The sequence below is a fragment of the Cupriavidus sp. GW822-FHT06G04 genome, from assembly GCF_058799075.1.
Genome location: NZ_JBXALD010000025.1, coordinates 1 through 19,802, shown reverse-complemented (window position 1 = coordinate 19,802; position 19,802 = coordinate 1). Strand labels below are relative to the sequence as shown.

The following is a 19,802-nucleotide window of genomic DNA, read 5'->3' as shown; positions in this document are numbered from 1 at the left end:
CAGGAGCCCGGTGCGCGAATCGCGCACGCCGGGATCTGTGCGGGGGGTGCCCAGTAATGGGCATTCCTACCGCGACACAGCCGCCGTCATCATCAAGGCCAAAGGTGACTGGTATCTGGTAGCTATCGGATAGCCATAATAAAGCTTATGTTAAATATCTGATGGGTCAGATTACTTGCTGCTAGGGACACCCGCTCTGATATGGGAATCCGCTCATTCGGATATCAGGATGGTAGGCGGCGCGGGCATGCTGTAGGCACACAAACGACAGCTGCCAGGAACGCGGTGCGCGATACTGAAGGTACGCGACAGGAGCCCCCGCCATGCCACGCCGGCAGCCAGCTGAGCCCGCTCTCCAGCTTCCCGATATCGCGCCCATGCTGGCGCGCCCTGCCCGCCAGCTTCCGCGCAGTGGATCCTGGCACTTCGAATTTAAGCACGATGGTTATAGGGCACTTGCCACGCGCGACCAGGTGCGCACGCGCGGCGGCGCCGACGCTACGGCCTGGTTCCCTGAAATACCGGCCGCGCTGGCCGGCCTGCCTGCTGGGCACCACATCATCGACGGCGAGGTCTGTGTCATGGAGCGCGGCATTTCGAACTTCGTCCTGCTGCATGAGCGAGCCATGCGACGCCGTTGGTACGCCGGCGCGGCGCCCGTGGTGTTTTGCGCGTTCGACCTCCTAGTGCATGCTGGCCATGACGTACGCGGGATGCCCATCGAGGCGCGCAAGGCGCGGCTGGCCGCCCTAGTGGCCGGCCTGCCCAGCGTCCTGTTCGTGAGCGGTATCGATGACGGGCGAGCCGCCTGGGCCGCCGTGGAAGCGCTGCGCCTGGAGGGGATAGTCGCCAAGCGCGCCGGGAGCATCTATGTGGGCGGCCCCTCCCTCGACTGGCTCAAAATCAAACGCCCCGGCGTGCATGATCACGGAGCGTTCAAGCGAGAGCTATAGGCGCCCCTCCCTTCGCTGGATCCGAACCTCACCACCCTGTAGAAAAACGGAATTAGCTGGACTACTTTCGCTTTTGCTGGACTGGAAATCCGGAATTCGCCGGACTGGCGTGCAATCCCGTCACGCTGAGCCAGGACCGGTCCGTTCTAGTTTCGCCAGCGCTCGCGCGGTCTGCCCGGCGGGCCGTTAGCCGACTTGGGTCGGAACGAAGGCTGTTACGTCGCGGGCACGCAGTCGGTCAACAATGCTGAAGACAGCGCCATCAAGCACCACCCCGGCTGCTGTGGCCTTATCCAACGCTTCCTTTAGCATTCGCGGGGAAATCGTAGTATTGCCAAGGAGTTGGTAGACGTCCAGCAACCGAGTCAGGAGCTCACGGTTCTTGCGTCGCGCTTTCCATCGAACAGGAAGGCCGACGAGCTTCCACAAAAGGCCGAATGCCCAGAACCCAGTAAGCAGCCAACCCATAGTTTCATGCCCGCGAGAAAACGCAAGGTACGCGAGTGCGGGCGTTAAGCAGTATTCAAAAGCGAAGCCGACCACCCTAAACAGCGCCAGTACTGCGAAGTACTTGGGCTGGTGTCCATCAGCAATGGTTGCTGCCAGGCCTGTGCTCCACTTCTGGCCCATAACGTAGTTCGCGAAGGCATCCAGTTCCGCGAACACGATAGCATCCAGCAACAACCAGTCAAACTTGTTGGTGCGGATCTCCGGGTGGGCTAGATATTCAGCCGCCGCGCCCACCAGCGCGTCCTTTTGGATGCTGATCCCCCTCTTCGCATCGTTCGTCCTCAAGATGTCGAAACGTTGGTGTATCCAATAGAAGCGCGGCTTCTCGGTCGCTGGCGTGAAGCTCAATTGTGCGTTGTCATGCAGCGCGTCAAACAGATCCACGGCTAGGCGGATGGCGCGAACGCAACTGTCTCGAAACTGTTCGGGGGTCAAGCCGTCCGCACGCGCCTTCTCCTTCAAGGAGGGAAGGATTGAGCCTTCCCAGACAGGGGAGACAAGCTCATGAACATCCTTGCCCAGCTTTTCCGCCCAATGGTTGGTAAGTGGCTCCGCCATCTCGTCCAGTTGATCAAAGTCCACCGGCGCCCTCCCGTGCTTTCTTGTTGCGCTGTATTAGACCCCAGTCCAGCTAATTCGCGCTCCGTTTCACTGTGGTCTGTGTGCTCCCAGCATGACGGCCACATCATAGCGGCCGGTCGCGGGAGTCAAGAAGATGGCCACGTGGGGGACCCACTGGCTACCAGTGTGCAAAAAAATGCCCGCGGATGGGTACGCGGGCTGGATGTCACCGTGGGGTCAATCACGATGGCCGCATTTTGGATTAAAAAGTGCAGTAATGTCATCCCACCACATGGGGGATATAGACAGGCCGCCGCCTGCCGTAGCAGGTCAGATCGGAATTCTTGTCGAGTGTTTGATTGGCACTGTATATTTATACAGGTATGCTATTCGAAGTCATGAAACTCTGTCTGGAAGGTCGCCGGTTACACCGCGGATGGTGGGGCGGGCAACTGCTTTGGCGCGGCCAAGTGGTCATAGAGGACCGCATGGATAAGGGGGCGCACCGCGTCATACCGCATGCCATCATGCTCTACAGCCAGCACCAAGACGTCGCAGAACTCGGAGTGTTGTACGACGCGAAGATCGTCAGAATGACCGCCGACGATTTGATCGTCACGGGATTCGAGCGCGCTGACTTCGAACTGAAGGAATATCGGCAAGCGTGGCTGATGCGGCCGATCACGCGCGAGGAGATGGAAACACCCATTCCAGCCGACGTGGTGCGCGGCCGGCGGAAACCTGACGTCTAAATGGAGGGTAGCGATGTGCGTCAACTATGCGCCGGTGCAACGGCAATTGCTTCGAGACGTGTTTGGCGTCGAACCGCCCGCCGGAGAATGGCGATCGGAAGCGTGGCCGGACTACCCTGCCCCAATCATCCGAGCGACCGAGAGTGGCGATCGTGTGCGCCTGGCTGATTCAGCGCTTCATTGATCCGCACGCGACATTCCTCTGGCTTGCTGATCCGCAGGCGTGTCCCGATGACGCGCTTGGATTCGATTTCGACGGTGCCGCTTTCACGCACGTGGGCCAGCGCGTCAGTTTCGAGGTGTTGTTGGCCAGCTTTGGGCTGGAGGAAGACCGCGCCCTTGCCCGCATCGCCGCGATCGTCCATGCCCTGGATGTCGGCGGGGACCCGCCCGCGGAGGCCGCCGGTCTCGAAGCGATGCTGTCAGGGCTGCGGCAGACCGCTCGGGACGACGACCAATTGCTCGCCGAAGGCATACCGGTTCTGAGCGCGTTGCATCGTCATTTCAGCACCCGGCCCAAGCGCTGATCTCTCACTTACCTATGCACCAATGAAAGCCGATCGCACTACCGTTCCGTCCCCCTCAGGGGGGTCTTACACCCTGTGGCAACTGGTGGCGTACATGCTGCGCCTGGGCACCCTGGGCTTTGGCGGCCCCGTGGCGTTGGCTGGCTATATGCATCGCGACCTTGTCGAGTCGCGCAACTGGTTCACCGAGGCCGACTACAAGGAAGGACTGGCCCTGGCCCAATTGGCGCCCGGCCCGCTGGCAGCACAGCTTGCCATCTATCTCGGTTTTGTCCACTACCGTATTGCCGGCGCGACCCTGGTCGGCATCGCCTTTGTGCTTCCGTCCTTCCTCATGGTGTTGGCGCTGGGTTGGGCATACGTGCGCTTTGGCGGCCTGACGTGGATGCAGTCGGTCTTCTACGGCGTGGGTGCCGCGGTGATCGGAATTATCGCGATCAGTGCGTACAAGCTGACGCGCAAGAGTGTTGGCGGTGACCCCTTGCTCTGGACCATCTATGCCGTCCTGGTCGCGGTCACCATCATCACGGAATCAGAGATCGCGTGGCTGTTCATTGCCGCCGGCGTCCTCGTGTGGTTCTGGCGCGCGCCGCCGAAGTGGTTCAAACAAGGTGGCATGCCGATCGCTGCTGCGTGGCAAATTGCGCCGGGCTCGGGAATTTTGACCAACTTCGATTTGCCGTTGCTGACGCAGATTGGGTTGTTCTTTGCCAAGGCTGGCGCCTTCGTCTTCGGCTCGGGCCTTGCCATCGTTCCGTTCCTGTACGGCGGCGTCGTGACCGAGCATCAATGGCTCAACGAAAAGCAGTTCGTCGATGCGGTAGCGGTGGCGATGATTACGCCGGGTCCCGTCGTCATCACGGTGGGCTTTATCGGCTATCTGGTGGCTGGGCTTCCCGGGGCCATCGTCGCTTCGTTGGCCACCTTCCTGCCGTGCTATCTGTTCACCGTGATTCCGGCGCCCTACTTCAAGAAGTACGGGAAGCTGCCTGCCATTGTCGCCTTCGTGGACGGCGTGACAGCCGCCGCAGTCGGGGCCATCACGGGCGCCGTCGTTGTGCTGGCTAAACGTTCCATTATCGATGCACCCACACTGGTGTTGGCGATCGTGACCGTGCTGCTGCTTTGGCGATTCAAGAAGTTGCCGGAACCGGCGATTGTCGCTGGCGCCGCGGCAGTGGGTCTCCTGGTGTATCCGCTGCTGCGGTCCTGAAACCCTGATGCGGGCGGCCAGGCACCCGTACCCATGAGGAGACGACCATGAAATGGGTCACCCGCGAAAGGCCAAAGATCGACCGCATTGCCTGTCCTTGGCTGATCGCCCGCTATATCGATGAGACGCCTGAGTTTTTGTATGTGCCGCCGGCCGACGTATTGGCTGTTGCACAAAGCACTGGCGCCGTTCCATATGATGTGCCCGATGTGGAGTTGTCGCATGTCGGCGACCATTGCAGCTTCGATGCCTTTCTCGATAAGTACGGATTAGCCGAGCCGGCCCTGCAGCAGCTTGCCGCCATCGTGCGTGGCGCGGACACATCGAGGCTGGACCTCACGCCACAGTCGGCGGGACTTTATGCCATCTCGCTCGGTTTATCGCGGCGCTTTGCCGACGATCACGAGATGCTTCGCCATGGCATGGTTCTCTACGATGCGCTGTACGCCTGGTGCAGGGATTGCCAATCGGAGACGCACAACTGGCCACCAGCGCAACGCATCTGAACGCAGCAGCTGGCAGCCTGCTGCGAGATCAATGGCAATGTCGAATGCCAGTCTTGTGGTCCATATGGCAGCCATTTCGATCGGTGCCGCCGCTATGCGACCACGCCGCAGTAGACGCGAAACCGAGGACCGCAAAGATAAGAACAATGGCGCTGCGCAGCATGATGTCTCCGTCCGTCTAGTGTTGATTTGACGGTAAGGTAGCACCGAAGACGCATTTGGCCATCCCTTCGCAAGGAGGGATGGCCACCTCCTCAAGCGCGGAGGCTTACTTCACCGCGAACCTGACGGTTACGGTTTTGCCATCGGCAAAGGCGACATTTGCCACCACCTTCGCACCGGGAGCCACGGCGATTTGTTCGGCGCCCACCAGCACATTTCCTTCCGCGGGCTTGAGCGCCGTCTCGCTCTTCTTGCTGCCATTGAGCACCGTCAGCTTGCCGCTCGCGCCCGCGACCGACTTCTTCTGGTCATGGTCGTCCACGTACAGGCTGACGTTGCCGTCCTTTGCCACCAGTTCGAACTGCATATCGCTCGCCGTCTGCACGACGCCGCCGTACTGCGCCGGCTTAGCGCCGTGCGCCATCGCCGTGCCCGAGATCGAGATGCAGATTGCGGCCAGCGCCGCGGCAATGCGTTGGTTCATAGTCCACTCCAAAAAACAGTGGGCGGCTCGAGGGCGCCGCCCTGACCCATTTCAATAGGCGTGCGTGCCGGCTTGGCCGGCGAGTTCTTCGATGGATTCACGCCCGAACAGCCATACCGCCAGCGGCGTCAGCACGGTGTCCAGCAAGGTCGAGCTGACCAGCCCCCCGAAGATCACGACGGCCACCGGATGCAAGATCTCCTTGCCGGGCGCATCGGCCGCCACCAATAGCGGCGTCAGAGCGAATGCCGCCACGAGAGCGGTCATGAGCACCGGGGTCAGACGCTCCAGCGAGCCTCTGACGATCATCGGCATGCCGAACGACTCCCCTTCGAGCCGGCAAAGATTGATGTAATGGCTGACCTTGAGAATGCCATTGCGCGTCGCGATGCCGGTCAGCGTGATGAAACCGACCATCGATGCGACGGACAACGTCAGGCCCGCGGCCCACATCGCAATGACGCTGCCAATCAGCGCGAAAGGTATGTTGGCCATGATGATCAGCGTCAGCCGATGCGCGCGATATCGGGAATACAACACCAGGTAGATCAACGCCAATGACATGACGGCCAGGAGAGCAATCAGCTGCGTAGCCAGCTCCTGCGCCTGGAATTGCCCCTCGATGCTGACGAAGTACCCGCCCGGCAGACTGGACTGCGCGACCGCGCCCCGTACTCCGGCGATGATGCGGCCCATGTCGGAGCCGTCGGTATTGGCGTAGACGACGATTCGTCGCCGGCCATTTTCCCGGCCGATCTGATTGGGGCCATCGCCCTCTTCCACCGATGCGATGGCGGCCAGCGGCACGGGCCCGCGTGGCGACTGGATCATGATGCGCGCCAGATCCTGTGGCGTGCGCTGCGTTTCGGCCAGCCGCACAACGAGATCATGACGTCTCACGCCCTCGATAACCTGGGATGCCCGTGCGCCTTCGGAGAGCGTCTGCATGGCGCCCAGCGCATCGCCGGGCGTGATGCCATACTGCGCGGCCTTTCGATAATCCAGGCGCACGTTCACCTGTGGAATCAATACCTGTCTCTCGACCGTGATGTCGACCAGGCCGGGCACCTGCGCCAGGCGACCGCGGACGGATTCCGCCAAGCCCCGCAGGGTATCGAGGTCGTCGCCGTAGATCTTCAGGGCGATCTGCGCCCGCACGCCCGACAGCAGATGGTCCAGGCGATGAGAGATCGGCTGCCCGATGGCGACGGATGCAGGCAGCGAGGAGAGTTGTGCGCGGATGGCGGCCATGACTTCCTCGCGGCTGCGATCGGAACGCTTCAGGTCGACATCGATCTCGGACGAATGCACCCCTTCGGCATGCTCGTCGAGCTCCGCGCGGCCAGTACGGCGGCCCACCTGCGTGACTTCCGGTACCTGGCGAATCAGCGATTCGGCCAAGGCGCCCATGCGGTTCGCCTCCGTCAGCGATGTGCCCGGATTGAACATCAGGGACATGACCAGCGAGCCCTCGTTGAAAGCCGGCAGGAAGGCCCGCGGAAGCCACGGTATCGATGCCGCCGCGATAAGCGCGGCGATCCCGGCGCCAGCGAGAATGACCCGGGCACGCGGAAACGACCAGTTCAGCACGCGCGTATCGACCCGCTTGAGCCATCGCACCAAGGGACTATCGGGATGGTCCAGGCGCTTCATGCCGGGAAGCAGGTAGTAGGACAGCACCGGTGTGACGGTCATCGACACCAGCATCGACGCAAGGATGGACACGATATAGGCCACGCCCAATGGCGCGAACAACCGGCCCTCGATGCCTGGTAGCGCAAACAGCGGCACGAACACCAGGACGACGATCAACGTGGCATAGACGATGCCCGAGCGCACCTCCACGGACGCGCGCCAGATCGTCTCCAGTACCGCAGGCGCCTCCGTCATGGTCTTGCGCTGCTTGAGCCGGCGCAGGATGTTCTCCACATCGACCACCGCATCGTCGACCAATTCGCCAATGGCGATGGCCAAGCCCCCCAGCGTCATCACGTTGATCGACTGGCCCAACACGTGAAAGGCCAGCGCCGTCACGGCCAGGGACAGCGGAATGGCGATCAGAGAAATGGCGGTCGTGCGAGCACTGAGCAGGAAGGCAAAGAGGATGATCGCGACCATGATGGCGCCGTCGCGCAGTGCCTCAACCACATTACCGATGGAAGCCTCGATGAAATCCGCTTGCCGGAACAGCACGCGCGGCGCTTCCAGGCCCTTGGGCATGCCCTGCTTGAGCTCGGCCAGCGCCGCTTCCAGTTCGCGTGTCAGCTTGACGGTATCGGCGTCCGGTTGCTTTTGCACACTGACAATAACGGCCGGCTTGCCGTTGAACCCGGCGTCGCCGCGTTTGACCGCGGGGGCATGGCGCACACTGGCGACCTGCTGGAGCAGCACCGGGGCACCATCGCGATATGCGACGGCCAGCCCGCCGAGATCATCCAGGCGCGTCGTACGGCCCAGGTTGCGAATCAGATATTCCCGGCCGTTCAGGTCGATGAAGCCGCCACTGCTGTTGCTGGCGAAGTCCCGCAGCGCGTCGGACAACTGGCCGAGCGAGATACCGAACTGCGCCATCCGTGCAGTGTCCGGTTCAACCCGAAGCTGACGGACTTCGCCGCCAATGGGAATCACCTGTGATACGCCCGGCACCGACAGCAGCCGCGGGCGCAGAACGAAATCGGCGTACTCGCGTGCCACCATCGGGCTGACGCTCTGAGCGTCGATCGGCAAGGCGATGAGCATGATCTCGCCCATGATGGACGAAACCGGCCCCATGATGGGCGTCAGTCCACCGGGCAATTGTTCCCGCACCAGCGCCAGGCGCTCCGACACCAATTGCCGGTTGCGATAGACGTCGCTCCCCCAATCGAATTCGGCATAGACAATCGACAGTCCCACGCCGGAGACCGAACGCACTCGCGTCACGCCAGGCATGCCATTGAGCGCGGTTTCGATGGGAAAGGACACCAGCAACTCGACCTCCTGGGGCGCCATGCCGCCTGCCTCCGTGATCACCGTCACCAGGGGCTTGTTGAGGTCCGGAAACACATCCACGGGCGTACGCCAGGCCGTCATGGCCCCGAACGCCATCAAAATCGTAGCCAGGGCCAGCACCACCAGCCGGTTGCCGAGGCTGGCACGAACTATCCAGTTGAACATGCCCGCCCCTACCGAATCTGGTTGATCAACGAGGCACCGCTGACCACCACGCGGTTCTCGGGGGACAGACCGTCAACCACGACGACATTGCGCGCATCCAGGACACGTACCTGGACGGGCTGTGCGATAAAGCGCTGGGTCCCGGACTTGATCCAGACACTGGTCTCATTGTTCTGCCCGCGGACCACCGCTTCGCTTGGCAGCACAATTCCCTTCACCGTGTCGGTCAGGTGCGCAACGACGGTCACGGGTTGCCCGACCGCAAGAGGGAGCGACGTCTGGCCGGCAAGCCGGAACGTCAGCGGTACCGCGCCGTTGCGCAAGCTGCGGCCCGCGCCGACAAACTGCAACGCCCCGCCCTGCACGTTTGCCAGGGCTCCATCCCGGATCCGGCCAGCGAGCGAGGCGTCGGCGCTCTGGGCCTCCACCATCAAGCGGGTCGGGTCGACGATTTCATACAAGACGTCATCACTTGCGGCGACTTGACCTGCGACGACGTTGGCCGAGGCGACAATGCCGCTCGCCGGCGCGCGCAGCGCATCGGTCTGATGCAGGCTGGTTCCCACGGCGGCGCGCTGACCGGACAGGCTCTGGACTTCGGCGCGTGCAGCTTCGATGTCCTTGCGGGGGATGCTGTCCTGCAGCGACTCCAGCCGCTGCAGGCGCTGTTGCGCGAGCTTCAAATTCGCGCTCAGGTTTGCCAGTTGAGCTTGCTGATTGCCGATGTCGAAAGGTTCGTTCTTGTGCCGCAACACCGCCATGACGTCGCCCTTTCGCACACGCTGGCCCAGCACAGGGAATCCGCCCGGCGGCGCCTCAAGCCAGCCGGGGTGTCCGGCCTGCAAGCGGCCACCCGCGTTCGGGTCCATCACCACAGTCGCATTGAGCTCCAGCGACACAGGATGCTCGCCAGCTTGCGGCATGATGGTACGAATGGCCATCCGGCGCTGCGCCAGCTTGGGCACCTGCACGCTGCCATCAGGAAGCCGCGCGAGCCCGGCCGCTGCAGTTGGCGCGGGTCCGTCAAGATGCTCGCCGTCGGGACCATGGGCGCCCGGAGCGGCCCAGGCGGGAACGATGGCGCTGAATTGGGCCGCGGCGGCGGCCACCAGCAGCGCCCGGCAGAATGTCGTGTTTTTCATGTGATGTCGGCCTATCGGTTCATCGCGCCAGTCCGACGGCGATACCGGCGGATCATGACGAACAGCCCCAGTGCGAGGACCACTGCGATCGCAGCGCCGGCCCAGGGCTTCCAGGCAACGTGGTCGTGGCCGTGTTCGTCGCCACCAACGGTGATACGCCCCTCGATCAGATCGGATTCGGCGCCGGCAACCAGCGTAAAGACGAGCGCATGCTGCCCCGGTGCCTGCAGCGCCTTCAGCAGTGCCGCATCGGTGAAGGAAAAGTCCCCCAAATCGGCATGCAGCTTGGCCTGCGCCTTGATTTCCCCTAGCTCGACCTCTAGCGTGCCTGCTGTCACTGGCTCGTTGGTCGCATAGCGATCGACGAGTATGGATAACTCATCGTCGTAGAGCGTCCCGACTAGCTCGAACGCTTCGGTGTTTGCTTCGATGGTCGGCCTTGTGGTCCCGGCCGAAGTTGCGGCCGGGGCGTCAAGATGTTCGCCACTTGGGCCGTGCGCGCCGGGGGCTGCGTATCCAAGGCCGCATCCGAACAGCAGCACAAGCGCGATGAGGCAACGATTCATGGCAATACTCCCAGAGCCTGATTGAGATTGGCGATGGCAGCGCCGCGCCGCGCGCGCTGTCGCGCTGCGTCGGCTTCGGCTTCCAGCGCCTGGTTTTGTGCGCGCAATACCTCGGTCAGGCCGATTTCGCCTGCATCGAAGGTCTTGCGCAGGAGGACCGCGCGCTCGGCGAGCATCGCGCTGCGCTGCTCACTGAGCTTGAGCTGCTGCTCCACCAGCGTGAGAGCCTGTCGCGATGCCTCCGCTTCGGACTGCACCACGCGCTCCATGCGCTCCCGCTCCGCGCGTGCGGTCATGACTTCGGTCTGAGCGGCAGTTTCCCTTGGCAGATTGCGGGCGTCCGTCGCAAACGGAATCCGAATGAACACGCCCACGGTCTGGTCGGACGGCGCGCCGCCACCGGCCGCATCACGGCGATAGGAGACCCCTACCTCCGGAGCGTCCCGGCGGGACTTCTGCAGATACCCGAGTTGTCGTTGCGCGCGGAGCAGGCCTCCGGCGGCGGCTTCCAGCGATGGGTGGGCCGAGACGGCCTCGGGCATGGCAGGTCGCTCCTCGTAGCGCAGCGGCAGCGCGGAGGCACCGGTCAATTGGAACAGCCGTGTTGACAGTTCGGTCATCCGTGCCTGGCTGTCGGTCAACAACGCGCGCGTGGCGAGAAGATCCTGATCCGCTAGCAGCAGATCGGTCCGGGCAAGATCGCCGGCGGAAACCCGTCGTGCCACATCGTCGCGCAAAGATGTGGCGTTTAGCACGCGTCGGCGCAACACTTCCTGCTCGGCCGCAGCCGCCGCAAGCTGCCAGACCCGATCCCGCAATTCGCCGGCAACGGCCAGCCTGGCAAGTCTCGCTCTGGCATCCGCCTCCGCCAGCTGGGCGTCAGCGAGCTCGCCCCTCGCCGCTCGCTGACCCGGCAGCCAGATAGGCACGCCAAGCGCGACTTCGCTTTCTCGAACGCCCCGCCCGTCCGTGAACCGGTCCCCACGATGACGCAGGTCGGCGACGGGAGGTCCGGCGATCAGCGAATCCGCCTGAATACGACTTGCAGCGGCCTCCTGTCGCCGCCCCTCGGCCGTCTGGAGCGCGACCGAACGCTCCCATGCGACCTCGAACAGGGACTGCAGGTCCGCTGGCGCGGATCGCTCAGCGGGCGCTTGGGCGTATGTAAGGGGCGACAGCACGAGCGCTGCCACCAGAAGTAGAAATGATCTCTGCATGAAAAACCCCAACGCGAATGGCTTGAAGAAGCAATGCGACGGGGCGCGACCCGTAAAAAGGCGTCGCAGCAGACGAACAAACGAACGCTACCCCGTCGTCAGACAGGAGCGTGAGGTGGGCGTAATGGTGGTGTGCCGGTAGGATCCGGTATCACAGCGCCGTCAAACAGGGGCGTCTGGTAACGCGGCGGCAGGACGGGAAGCGAGTAAGCCAGGCTTACCGTTCCCAAGAGGTTCGAGGCGAGCTCGAAGTCCAACTGGTGTGACGCCGAGGCGCTGGAGTCGTCCTCGTGGATATCGCCATCGTCGTCATGATGATGCGGCACGTGCTCGGCGTGGACAACCATATGGTCCAGCACCGGGCCGGACGCATGCGCGAATTGCCGCTCCACTGCAGCGAGAGCCTGCAGCGGGAGCATCAGCATCAAAAGGATGGCAACAATTCGCGACATGCGCCGGATTCTACAGGAATATGCCGGCGTCATTGGCGCACCCCTGCCGCGTAAAGGGCCGCCCAATCACCTGGTCGCCTCAATTGTCGGATGCGCGCGACAATGCCATTCCGCTATGCCAACCGCAATACGCCATGTCACTACGCTTAGCATCCCCGGCGCTCGCTGCCGCGATACTTTTTGGAGCCAGCACTCCGCTGGCCAAGGCTTTGACCGGGGGAATATCGCCGCTGATGTTGGCGGGACTGCTTTACTTGGGCAGCGGAATCGGCCTGCTCATCGCAATTGGTGCCCGCCGACTCTTTGGTGCGCGTCAAAGCGCCGAAGGCGGCACGCTTGCCATTCCCCCCGCAGAGTGGCCGTGGCTGCTTGCCGCGATTATTGCCGGGGGCGTCGCCGGCCCGGCCCTATTGATGACGGGCCTGAACGAGACAAGCGCCGCGACCGCGTCGCTGCTGCTGAACGTTGAAGGAGTGTTGACCGCCGTGATTGCCTGGGTGGTCTTCAAGGAAAACGCCGATCGTCAGATCGTTCTAGGGATGGTCGCGATCGTGGCGGGCGGGCTCCTGCTCTCGTGGCAGCCGGGCGAAGTCAGATTCGCATCGGGGGCGATTCTGGTCGTGGCAGCGTGCCTTTGCTGGGCCGTCGACAACAACCTCACACGCAAGGTTTCCAACAACGACGCGCTGGTCATTGCCTGCCTGAAGGGACTGGTAGCCGGCGTCTGCAATACAAGCTTGGCATTTGCCACCGGCGCGGATCTGCCGCCGTTTGCGAGCACACTGGCTGCCATGGTCGTGGGCTTCGCGGGATACGGCGTCAGTCTCGCCCTGTTCGTCATAGCCTTGCGCTGGCTGGGCACTGCGCGGACCGGCGCCTATTTTTCGATTGCGCCGGTATTTGGCGTCGTCATATCGCTGGCGATATGGCCCGACGTGCCAGGCGTCACGTTCTGGCTTGCCGCAGCTTTGATGGCACTCGGCATCTGGTTGCACCTCCGGGAACGGCACGAGCATGAGCATACCCATGACCCGCTCGAGCACAGCCATGCCCACCGGCACGACGCGCACCATCAACATGAGCATGACTTTCCGTGGGAAGGGGCCGAACCGCACCGCCATTGGCATCGGCATGAGGTGCTGATCCATCGGCATCCGCATTATCCGGACACGCACCATAGGCACAGCCATTAGGACACGTTCGAACCCGCCGAAAAGTCGCTATGCGGCGCTGCGTGGATCAACGCCATATTGGCGCACGTGTGTGCGCCACCCCACAGAAGCGAACCGGCGCGGCTACATCGCGCCTGGGCCGCCTCGCCCAACCCGCACAGCCCCACTGTATGGGCGGATTCGGAACCAAGGTACCAGCCCACGGGGAACGGTGGGTGCAGCGTGACGGACCTGTAATACTATGGCTACCCTCACCGCTTAACTGGCATGACTAACTTCGTTTTCGCGCTGACGCCGGCGCAACAGGCTGCGGTGACGGCGCGCCGGATGGCGCTGCAGCTGTCCGCACGCCAAGCGAGGTTCTTGGCCGTGGCTGCTGACCCCGATGACCCGCTCGGCATTGTGCGCGTGTTAGGACTCGACATCTCGACGCTGCAACCCTTGGCACCGCGCCCCTGGCTCGACATGGCTGCCCGCACAGCTAGCGTCAGCTACCGCGGTTCTTTGCCGTCGGACGTGCTGGCCTCCATGCTGGCCGAAGGCCGCGTGGTGTCCGAGTGGTTCCCTCATCTCGGGCACCTGCTGGATGAGACGCCGCTTTCACTGCTGATTCTCGCCATCGAGCAGCTCGCTAACCAGCAACACCTCCCCTTCACAACGCTCTGGCGGAATCTCGGGCAACTAGCGCAGGCGTGTCAGTCCCATCGGCTCGCGGGCTGGCTGGAACTGTTCGCCGAGCATGACACCTGATCGCTGACGGCCTCGTCCAGTCAGCGCCGAAGTCGCTGTCGCACGGTAATTTGCAGCGGACCATCTTTGCCGCGCAATCGTTCGGGTAGCGCCCGTGCCACGACACCATGCGACAAATCGCCAGGCCGTATGTGCGCAGACCACTGACCCAGGTCACGCTCATTGAGGGTGAGAGACGCGTTAAACGCGGACATGGCCCGCCACACCAGTTGCCGAAGGCCACGCGCGCTATAGTGTGATGGTTGCGTAGCAGTCGCGACCATGTTGGTTCGTGGCGCGCGAACGCCCCGCAGATAACCCAACGCATAGCAGAGCGGGTCATCGCGATCGCGCCAGTGAGCGTGCAGCGCCGCAGATAGCCGCCGGCTCACCGGCACCGCCCGCTCGATTTCTGCACAGATTTGTTACAATTTTTAACTCGATGAGCCAGCCCTCTTTTCATTGTGAGCGGCAATGGGAAACCCCGACGAACTAAGCAGAGAAGACCTGTTGCTCCGCCTCATCGAGCGCTACGTCATGATTGGTGGCCGTTACTACCGTGACATACCGGCGGAACAACAGGCGCAATACCTACCCGACGTCTGCGAGAGCGAATCGTATCGATGTGAACGGTTGCGACAGCTGCTATATGAGCACGGCGCATTTCGAGGAGTGCCTTTCCGAAAGGGACCGATCGAGGTGATGGACGCCTTTATTGCTCAAGGTCCGCAGCGGCTTGCGGCAGAGCGCGAGAGACAGCGCGCCAGTGCCGAAGAAGACGAGCAAATGCGGAACCGACTTCTTGCACGGCAAAGAGAGCGGGAACCTGAGATTGACAGGACCGCAGACAAGCACCGCCGGCTGAGCTGGCTACCTTATGAGTCGGGGCCCGAAGGCCAGATTCTCGACCTCGTCAGTGCAAGCGTCAAGAAGTTGCACGCGGTCCAAATCGCCAAGCTGCTCGAGATGGAAGTAGCCGATGTCCTGGAAGGACTGGCGTCGCTGATCAGGTCAGAACGCATTATTGCGAGCGGCGACGGCACGTTTAAACTGGCAGACGAATAACCTGCCGGGGAGACACGCCCCTTCGCACGCTACCTGACAGACTGAAGATGTAACATGGCCGCCGTACATCCAAAGAACACTTTAAGTTGAACCGTTCAACGGAGTAACAATTTTCTGCAAAGTTTGTTCAACTAAATTTGTTACTAGGCAAGCGACAAGCAGCGTCACGCCGTCAGTGTGTGAGTAACAAAATTACGCAAAACAACGAAGGCGACATCGTCAAACTGAAATCTGGTGGCCCTGATATGACGATCAAGTCTGTTGAGGATAACGGGTACGTCAACTGCAACTGGTTCGCTGGAAGGAAGCTGGAGCAAGGCCGGTTCAAGGAGGCTCAAATTCTGCCCGTCGAGGCAGAGGCGCAGTGATGACTGCAAACGATGTCGCTCGCTGGATGCTTGAGCAGATGGGTCGAGATGGCTGCATCTACCAGGACGACGTGGTGGACCACCTTGTGAAGGCCAAGCGCGAGGATCTGTTGAAGGAAAATGCGGACGGCAATCAGGTCGTCGGCACAGAGGCGCTTACGGCCTTCCGCAAGCTGACTGAGGCGACCGTGGTTTGGGTCAAGCCAGATCGTTACTGGCGCTTTCGCGTGTCGGAGGACGAGCCGGGACGAGAAGCTCGGGGATAGTCGAGTCGCTCGCGGAGCTGTCCGAGCCCCCATGCTTCTGTGTGAGCGCAAGGCCGTCCCCACACCGGCAGCCGGCACTACGAGATCAAGCACGACGGCTATTGGATGCTCGCCGGCAATGGTTCGTGCAGGCGGCGGCCGTGATCAGGAAGGGCAACGATCTGGGGAGGGGTACGAAGCAGTAAGTGAGACTTTGCCGTGCGGCGCGCAGCTTCTTGCGATTGCCGCCGGCGGAGGACATGGATACGGAATCACCGGCACCTACGCGCTCGAGCGCGTCGCCCAAGATGCTTCTTATGACAAATAGCGTCACCGCGTGACGCCCCAGCCCACCCGTCGCGGTGGGCTTTTTTTTCGCCCGTGCCGCCGAGGCGCGAGCTGTGGCGGCCGCCGCCACAGGTTACGGCACGACTCGAATTGCTATCGCGTCACTACGATGTGTGCGTTGGAAACCCCCCCGGAGGAATCCCCCGGTGGGCTGCAGAAAGATGGCCGGGCATTAGAACGCCACACCTTGGATACCACGGCGACCCGCCTTTGTGGTTCCCATTCTGATACACACACCAGGAGAGTAACGCCATGCTGTTTCTTCAAATGCTGACTGAACTGTTGAAAGTTGCGGTGTATTTGCTCCGCGCGCTGGAGGTCATCCTGCGCCTGCTGGGCATGCAATGATGACTCGCGGTGTCGGACACAGCCGGATGGTGGCCACCGCCCTACCCGCCACAATGGATTCGCATCTTTACGGAGGCGATCATGGGAAAAAATATCCACGTAGTGCCCAAGGACGGCGGCTGGGACGTGAGCCGCGAAGGCGGCCAGCGCGCCAGCTCGCACCATGCGACGCAGGCCGAGGCCATCGAGGCGGCCACCGCCGCGGCCAAGCGCGACAAGGTCGAGCTGCTAGTGCATGGCAAGGATGGCCAAATCCGCCTGCGCAACAGCTTCGGCAACGATCCCACCCGCTCGAAAGGCTGAGGGCCAGGTGCCCATGCCGCCCGCCCAGGCCGCGCCGCTGGCGGCCTTCGAGCCCATGCTCCTATGCGATCGCAAGACGCTGCCGCGGACGGGCCAGTGGCACTATGAGCTGAAATACGATGGCTACCGCGCGCTGGCCGGCACGTCGCCGGCGGCGCTGAGAACCCGCAACGGCGCGGACGCATCCCGATGGTTCGCCGAGGTCGTCCAGAGCCTCAAGGCGCTGCCGCGCGGCGCGCACGTTCTGGACGGCGAGGTGGTGGTGCTGGACGAGTACGGCCGCCCGGACTTCGACCGGCTGCACCGGCGCGCCAGGCGGCGGGGCTATCAGCCCGGCGACGACCTGGTCGTGTACTGCGTGTTCGACCTGCTGGTCTACCGCGGCCGCGACCTACGCGCCGAGCCTATCGAGGTCCGCCGCGAAAAGCTTCAGCAGCTTCTGGCCGAGCCGCCGCGCGGCATGCTGTGCGTTGGCACTGTGGACGATGGCCACTGGCTCTACCAGCAGGCCGTCGCGCTGCAGCTGGAGGGCATCGTAGCGAAGCGCGCCCACAGCCCCTATGTCGGCGGCCGGTCGTCGGACTGGCTCAAGATCAAGCGGCCCGGCGCCATTCCGCCCGGCCGCTTTCATCGGGCCATCTGATGCACTGGTGTGCAGCACCGCGCGCGGGCCCCGCAAGTGCTTGCGACGAAGTGCGCTTCCGACTACGCTATCTCGCTCACGGCAATGACAATAAGATGTGTGAATGTCCCTTGATGATGTCCGCTCCGTGCGTACAGGACTCCCATGAGATCGCTTGAGCCTGCCCCTTGCCCACTTTGCGCCGCGTTGGCGGAGCGCGGCGAGTTGCCGAGCGGCAACGGGTTCTCGTACCGTTGCGCAACATGCGGAAATGGCGTTTTTGAGGTCGGCACGGGGGCGCTAGCTCGCATCCAGCGTGACGGCGTCCACCCAGACCTCCCCCCAACGATTCGACGGTGGCTGCAAGAGGGGCGACGGCCGCGGATCGAACTGAATGGGGGGAAGCTGAGTTCGTATTGCCTGCCTGTGGCCGGTGGCTGAGCCCGACGTACACCAAGACAGCCGGCATGAAAGCGGAAATCTCTGAAACTCGCCGCGCACTATCCGGACGGGCGACCCTTCACTTCACGAACTGACGGATTTCGATGGAAACAGCGATTGAAATAGGGATTGCAATTCTGGTCGGCGTAGGCTTCGCCGCGTTCCTGGTGGCTTCGTTCCGAGGCGTTCTTGGCGCCGACGACATGGAAGCAATGAAGCACGCAGACTTCGCCATCCAGGATGCAGCAAGGCGGCAAGGCGGCCAGCGCCGTGACAATCTCGGGAAACCATGACGTCGCGGCGCCGTGGCGCGTGCGCGGTTGCGGAACTATCACATGGATCGCGTGCAAATCATCACCGATAACGAAGGAAGACCCGCCTTTGCCGTCATCCCCTATGCCGACTATGTGGCGCTGCGCCACCACACTGACAAGGACTTGGTGCCGCATGCCGTGGTCACGCGTGTTCTAGTTGATGACGTGCCACCCATTCGTGCTTGGCGCGAGCACCTTGGCCTCACGCAACAGGAAGTGGCCGATCGCTTAAGCATCAGCCAGCCGGCTTTCGCCAAGCAGGAAAACGCCCCGCGGGTACGCAAGGCGACGCGCGAAAAGATCGCGGCCGCGCTGGGCATCCATGCGGCGCAGCTGGACATTACGTGAACGGCCCCGGCCGGCGAGGAGATACCATGGACGACCTGCATTCCCGCGAAGGCACGCAGGATCTGATCGCCCGGCTGCGCGCCAGCGAGGCGGGCGCCGAGAGCCCGCACTGGCGCCGCGTCCATGCCGCCAATGTGCAGGCCGCCATCGAGCTGCTGAACGCCTACACCGACCGGCATGCCCGCGCGGGCGCGTTGGATCTGGTTGCCGACCTTCGCGCCAGGATGGCCGGCGTCCCGTACTACGACTGGTGCCGCGTCGAAGTCGCGACGCTGCAGGCGGCCGGCGATCTGCTGGAAACGTATCTGAACGAAGCCGGCCCGCTGAAGCGCGGCCGATAGACAGAACGCCCCCAGGGCACCTGCGCCACCGCGCCCCGCACCGGCCGGCCGCCGGGACCAGAGAAAGCCCATGAACAAAGAAGAAGAAATCAGCCTAAAAATGCGCTTGGTGAACGAGCGCCTGCAACAGATATCCGTCCTGACTGGTCAGATGGCCATGGTAGGGACCGCAGAATCGGGAAATGAACGGTTCGCCGCCTTGATGCAGGACTTCGACCGGATGCTAGACCTCTCCGAAAACCTGATCCGACAGTGGGATGCATTGAAGGCGGGGTAGTCGCCTGAATCGATTCCGCCGGCCGCCCGATGGCGGCTTTTTCATGGGAGCCGCCGGTATGCGACCGGGCGGAGGAAAACGCCCCAATCGGGGAAATCGGGGTGGGGAATAACGGGATCAAAACCCACATGAAATGCCAATGCGACTGCTGCGACTACTTCACGTTGGACACTAAAGGCCATTGGGAAATCTGCCCGGTTTGCTTCTGGGAGGATGAGGCCTGGGGACTCAACAAACCGGACCACGAATCCGGTGCCAACCATGGCCTGACGTTGCGGCAGGCGCGCGAGAACTTTGCCCGCTTGGGGGCCTCCAGCGCGCGGTGGCTCCAGCATGTGCTGCCGGCAGAAGCTCGCGGCCGGTTCCCCCAGGCGGCGCGAACGCTATGACGCCGTAAAGCCGCCCGCGGGCGGCTTTTTTATGGGTGGCGCCTTTGCCGATAACTGTTGTTTTCGGCACGGCGGACAAAGCAACCTGGCCGAAGCCCGTGCGTCACCGCATGCCGGCGCCCCCCCAGGAACCGCACCGACGCAGCTATCAGATAGCTACTTAGTACCATACGGTGCTAGTTTAGGCACGTGTGTGTCTTATGGGCGAGATGATTGTCGCGGTAGGAATGCCCATTACTGGGCACCCCCCGCACAGATCCCGGCGTGCGCGATTCGCGCACCGGGCTCCTG

Annotated in this window: 24 protein-coding genes and 1 pseudogene; 17 read left to right on the top strand and 8 right to left on the bottom strand. The window is 62.8% G+C overall.

The features are described from left to right. Positions 1 to 377: 377 nt before the first annotated feature. Positions 378 to 953, top strand: coding sequence for an ATP-dependent DNA ligase (locus AC1RKI_RS29825; protein ID WP_061959899.1), 576 nt, complete (start codon positions 378 to 380; stop codon positions 951 to 953). Positions 954 to 1,139: 186 nt separating this feature from the next. Here the strand turns inward: AC1RKI_RS29825 and AC1RKI_RS29820 are convergent, their stop codons facing one another. Beyond that, positions 1,140 to 2,045: a hypothetical protein gene (locus tag AC1RKI_RS29820; protein ID WP_157779634.1), complete on the bottom strand. Its 906-nt coding sequence runs from the start codon at positions 2,043 to 2,045 to the stop codon at positions 1,140 to 1,142. A gap of 338 nt (positions 2,046 to 2,383) precedes the next feature. On the opposite strand from AC1RKI_RS29820, the gene AC1RKI_RS29815 reads away from it, so the two are divergent. From AC1RKI_RS29815 to AC1RKI_RS29800, 4 genes and pseudogenes are all read left to right on the top strand, one after another. Next, a complete protein-coding gene (locus tag AC1RKI_RS29815; RefSeq protein ID WP_157779633.1) occupies positions 2,384 to 2,776 on the top strand; it encodes a hypothetical protein in 393 nt (130 codons plus the stop codon). Between the two features lie 149 nt (positions 2,777 to 2,925). Then, positions 2,926 to 3,303: pseudogene (locus tag AC1RKI_RS29810) on the top strand (chromate resistance protein ChrB domain-containing protein); the annotation flags it as partial. Positions 3,304 to 3,325: 22 nt separating this feature from the next. Further along, on the top strand, positions 3,326 to 4,516 hold the full coding sequence (locus AC1RKI_RS29805; RefSeq protein WP_053821818.1) for a chromate transporter: 1,191 nt from the start codon (positions 3,326 to 3,328) through the stop codon (positions 4,514 to 4,516). A gap of 47 nt (positions 4,517 to 4,563) precedes the next feature. Then, positions 4,564 to 5,022, top strand: coding sequence for a chromate resistance protein ChrB domain-containing protein (locus AC1RKI_RS29800; RefSeq protein WP_053821817.1), 459 nt, complete (start codon positions 4,564 to 4,566; stop codon positions 5,020 to 5,022). Positions 5,023 to 5,050: 28 nt separating this feature from the next. Here the strand turns inward: AC1RKI_RS29800 and AC1RKI_RS29795 are convergent, their stop codons facing one another. From AC1RKI_RS29795 to AC1RKI_RS29765, 7 genes are all read right to left on the bottom strand, one after another. Next, positions 5,051 to 5,185: a YHYH domain-containing protein gene (locus tag AC1RKI_RS29795; protein ID WP_099047658.1), complete on the bottom strand. Its 135-nt coding sequence runs from the start codon at positions 5,183 to 5,185 to the stop codon at positions 5,051 to 5,053. Between the two features lie 105 nt (positions 5,186 to 5,290). After that, complete coding sequence (locus tag AC1RKI_RS29790) at positions 5,291 to 5,668, bottom strand: hypothetical protein (protein WP_053821816.1); 378 nt, start codon at positions 5,666 to 5,668, stop codon at positions 5,291 to 5,293. Between the two features lie 51 nt (positions 5,669 to 5,719). Then, entirely contained in the window at positions 5,720 to 8,824 is a 3,105-nt protein-coding gene (locus tag AC1RKI_RS29785) for an efflux RND transporter permease subunit (RefSeq protein ID WP_053821815.1), read from the bottom strand. A gap of 8 nt (positions 8,825 to 8,832) precedes the next feature. Continuing rightward, positions 8,833 to 9,966, bottom strand: a complete 1,134-nt coding sequence (locus tag AC1RKI_RS29780; RefSeq protein ID WP_053821814.1) for an efflux RND transporter periplasmic adaptor subunit — start codon at positions 9,964 to 9,966, stop codon at positions 8,833 to 8,835. A gap of 11 nt (positions 9,967 to 9,977) precedes the next feature. Next, a complete protein-coding gene (locus AC1RKI_RS29775; protein WP_053821813.1) occupies positions 9,978 to 10,532 on the bottom strand; it encodes a hypothetical protein in 555 nt (184 codons plus the stop codon). Next, positions 10,529 to 11,749, bottom strand: coding sequence for a TolC family protein (locus tag AC1RKI_RS29770; RefSeq protein WP_061959896.1), 1,221 nt, complete (start codon positions 11,747 to 11,749; stop codon positions 10,529 to 10,531). The genes AC1RKI_RS29775 and AC1RKI_RS29770 overlap by 4 nt, the downstream gene beginning before the upstream one ends. A 98-nt stretch (positions 11,750 to 11,847) precedes the next feature. Beyond that, on the bottom strand, positions 11,848 to 12,201 hold the full coding sequence (locus AC1RKI_RS29765; protein WP_053821811.1) for a hypothetical protein: 354 nt from the start codon (positions 12,199 to 12,201) through the stop codon (positions 11,848 to 11,850). A gap of 134 nt (positions 12,202 to 12,335) precedes the next feature. Between AC1RKI_RS29765 and AC1RKI_RS29760 the strand changes: the two genes are divergently transcribed. From AC1RKI_RS29760 to AC1RKI_RS29705, 12 genes are all read left to right on the top strand, one after another. Continuing rightward, positions 12,336 to 13,394 carry a DMT family transporter gene (locus AC1RKI_RS29760; protein WP_053821810.1) on the top strand — a complete coding sequence of 353 codons (1,059 nt, stop codon included), beginning with the start codon at positions 12,336 to 12,338 and terminating at the stop codon, positions 13,392 to 13,394. Positions 13,395 to 13,640: 246 nt separating this feature from the next. Beyond that, complete coding sequence (locus AC1RKI_RS29755) at positions 13,641 to 14,123, top strand: hypothetical protein (RefSeq protein WP_053821809.1); 483 nt, start codon at positions 13,641 to 13,643, stop codon at positions 14,121 to 14,123. 453 nt (positions 14,124 to 14,576) lie between these two features. Continuing rightward, the gene (locus tag AC1RKI_RS29750; RefSeq protein WP_053821808.1) at positions 14,577 to 15,167 is read left to right on the top strand and encodes a hypothetical protein; all 591 of its coding nucleotides are present in this window, start codon (positions 14,577 to 14,579) and stop codon (positions 15,165 to 15,167) included. A gap of 179 nt (positions 15,168 to 15,346) precedes the next feature. Next, a complete protein-coding gene (locus tag AC1RKI_RS29745) occupies positions 15,347 to 15,535 on the top strand; it encodes a YodC family protein (protein ID WP_084004284.1) in 189 nt (62 codons plus the stop codon). Then, positions 15,535 to 15,801 carry a DUF6953 family protein gene (locus AC1RKI_RS29740; protein ID WP_061959895.1) on the top strand — a complete coding sequence of 89 codons (267 nt, stop codon included), beginning with the start codon at positions 15,535 to 15,537 and terminating at the stop codon, positions 15,799 to 15,801. The genes AC1RKI_RS29745 and AC1RKI_RS29740 overlap by 1 nt, the downstream gene beginning before the upstream one ends. 756 nt (positions 15,802 to 16,557) lie before the next feature. Continuing rightward, complete coding sequence (locus AC1RKI_RS29735) at positions 16,558 to 16,779, top strand: DUF2188 domain-containing protein (RefSeq protein ID WP_061959894.1); 222 nt, start codon at positions 16,558 to 16,560, stop codon at positions 16,777 to 16,779. 13 nt (positions 16,780 to 16,792) lie between these two features. Next, the gene (locus AC1RKI_RS29730) at positions 16,793 to 17,422 is read left to right on the top strand and encodes an ATP-dependent DNA ligase (RefSeq protein ID WP_061959893.1); all 630 of its coding nucleotides are present in this window, start codon (positions 16,793 to 16,795) and stop codon (positions 17,420 to 17,422) included. Positions 17,423 to 17,946: 524 nt separating this feature from the next. After that, positions 17,947 to 18,135 carry a hypothetical protein gene (locus AC1RKI_RS29725; protein ID WP_061959892.1) on the top strand — a complete coding sequence of 63 codons (189 nt, stop codon included), beginning with the start codon at positions 17,947 to 17,949 and terminating at the stop codon, positions 18,133 to 18,135. 42 nt (positions 18,136 to 18,177) lie between these two features. Next, positions 18,178 to 18,504, top strand: a complete 327-nt coding sequence (locus AC1RKI_RS29720; RefSeq protein ID WP_061959891.1) for a helix-turn-helix domain-containing protein — start codon at positions 18,178 to 18,180, stop codon at positions 18,502 to 18,504. Positions 18,505 to 18,530: 26 nt separating this feature from the next. Next, the gene (locus AC1RKI_RS29715; protein WP_061959890.1) at positions 18,531 to 18,845 is read left to right on the top strand and encodes a hypothetical protein; all 315 of its coding nucleotides are present in this window, start codon (positions 18,531 to 18,533) and stop codon (positions 18,843 to 18,845) included. 70 nt (positions 18,846 to 18,915) lie between these two features. Beyond that, positions 18,916 to 19,122 (top strand): hypothetical protein, encoded by a 207-nt coding sequence (locus AC1RKI_RS29710; RefSeq protein ID WP_116328429.1) that lies wholly within the window; start codon positions 18,916 to 18,918, stop codon positions 19,120 to 19,122. 29 nt (positions 19,123 to 19,151) lie between these two features. Further along, complete coding sequence (locus AC1RKI_RS29705; protein WP_197717930.1) at positions 19,152 to 19,511, top strand: CPCC family cysteine-rich protein; 360 nt, start codon at positions 19,152 to 19,154, stop codon at positions 19,509 to 19,511. Positions 19,512 to 19,802: the final 291 nt, after the last annotated feature.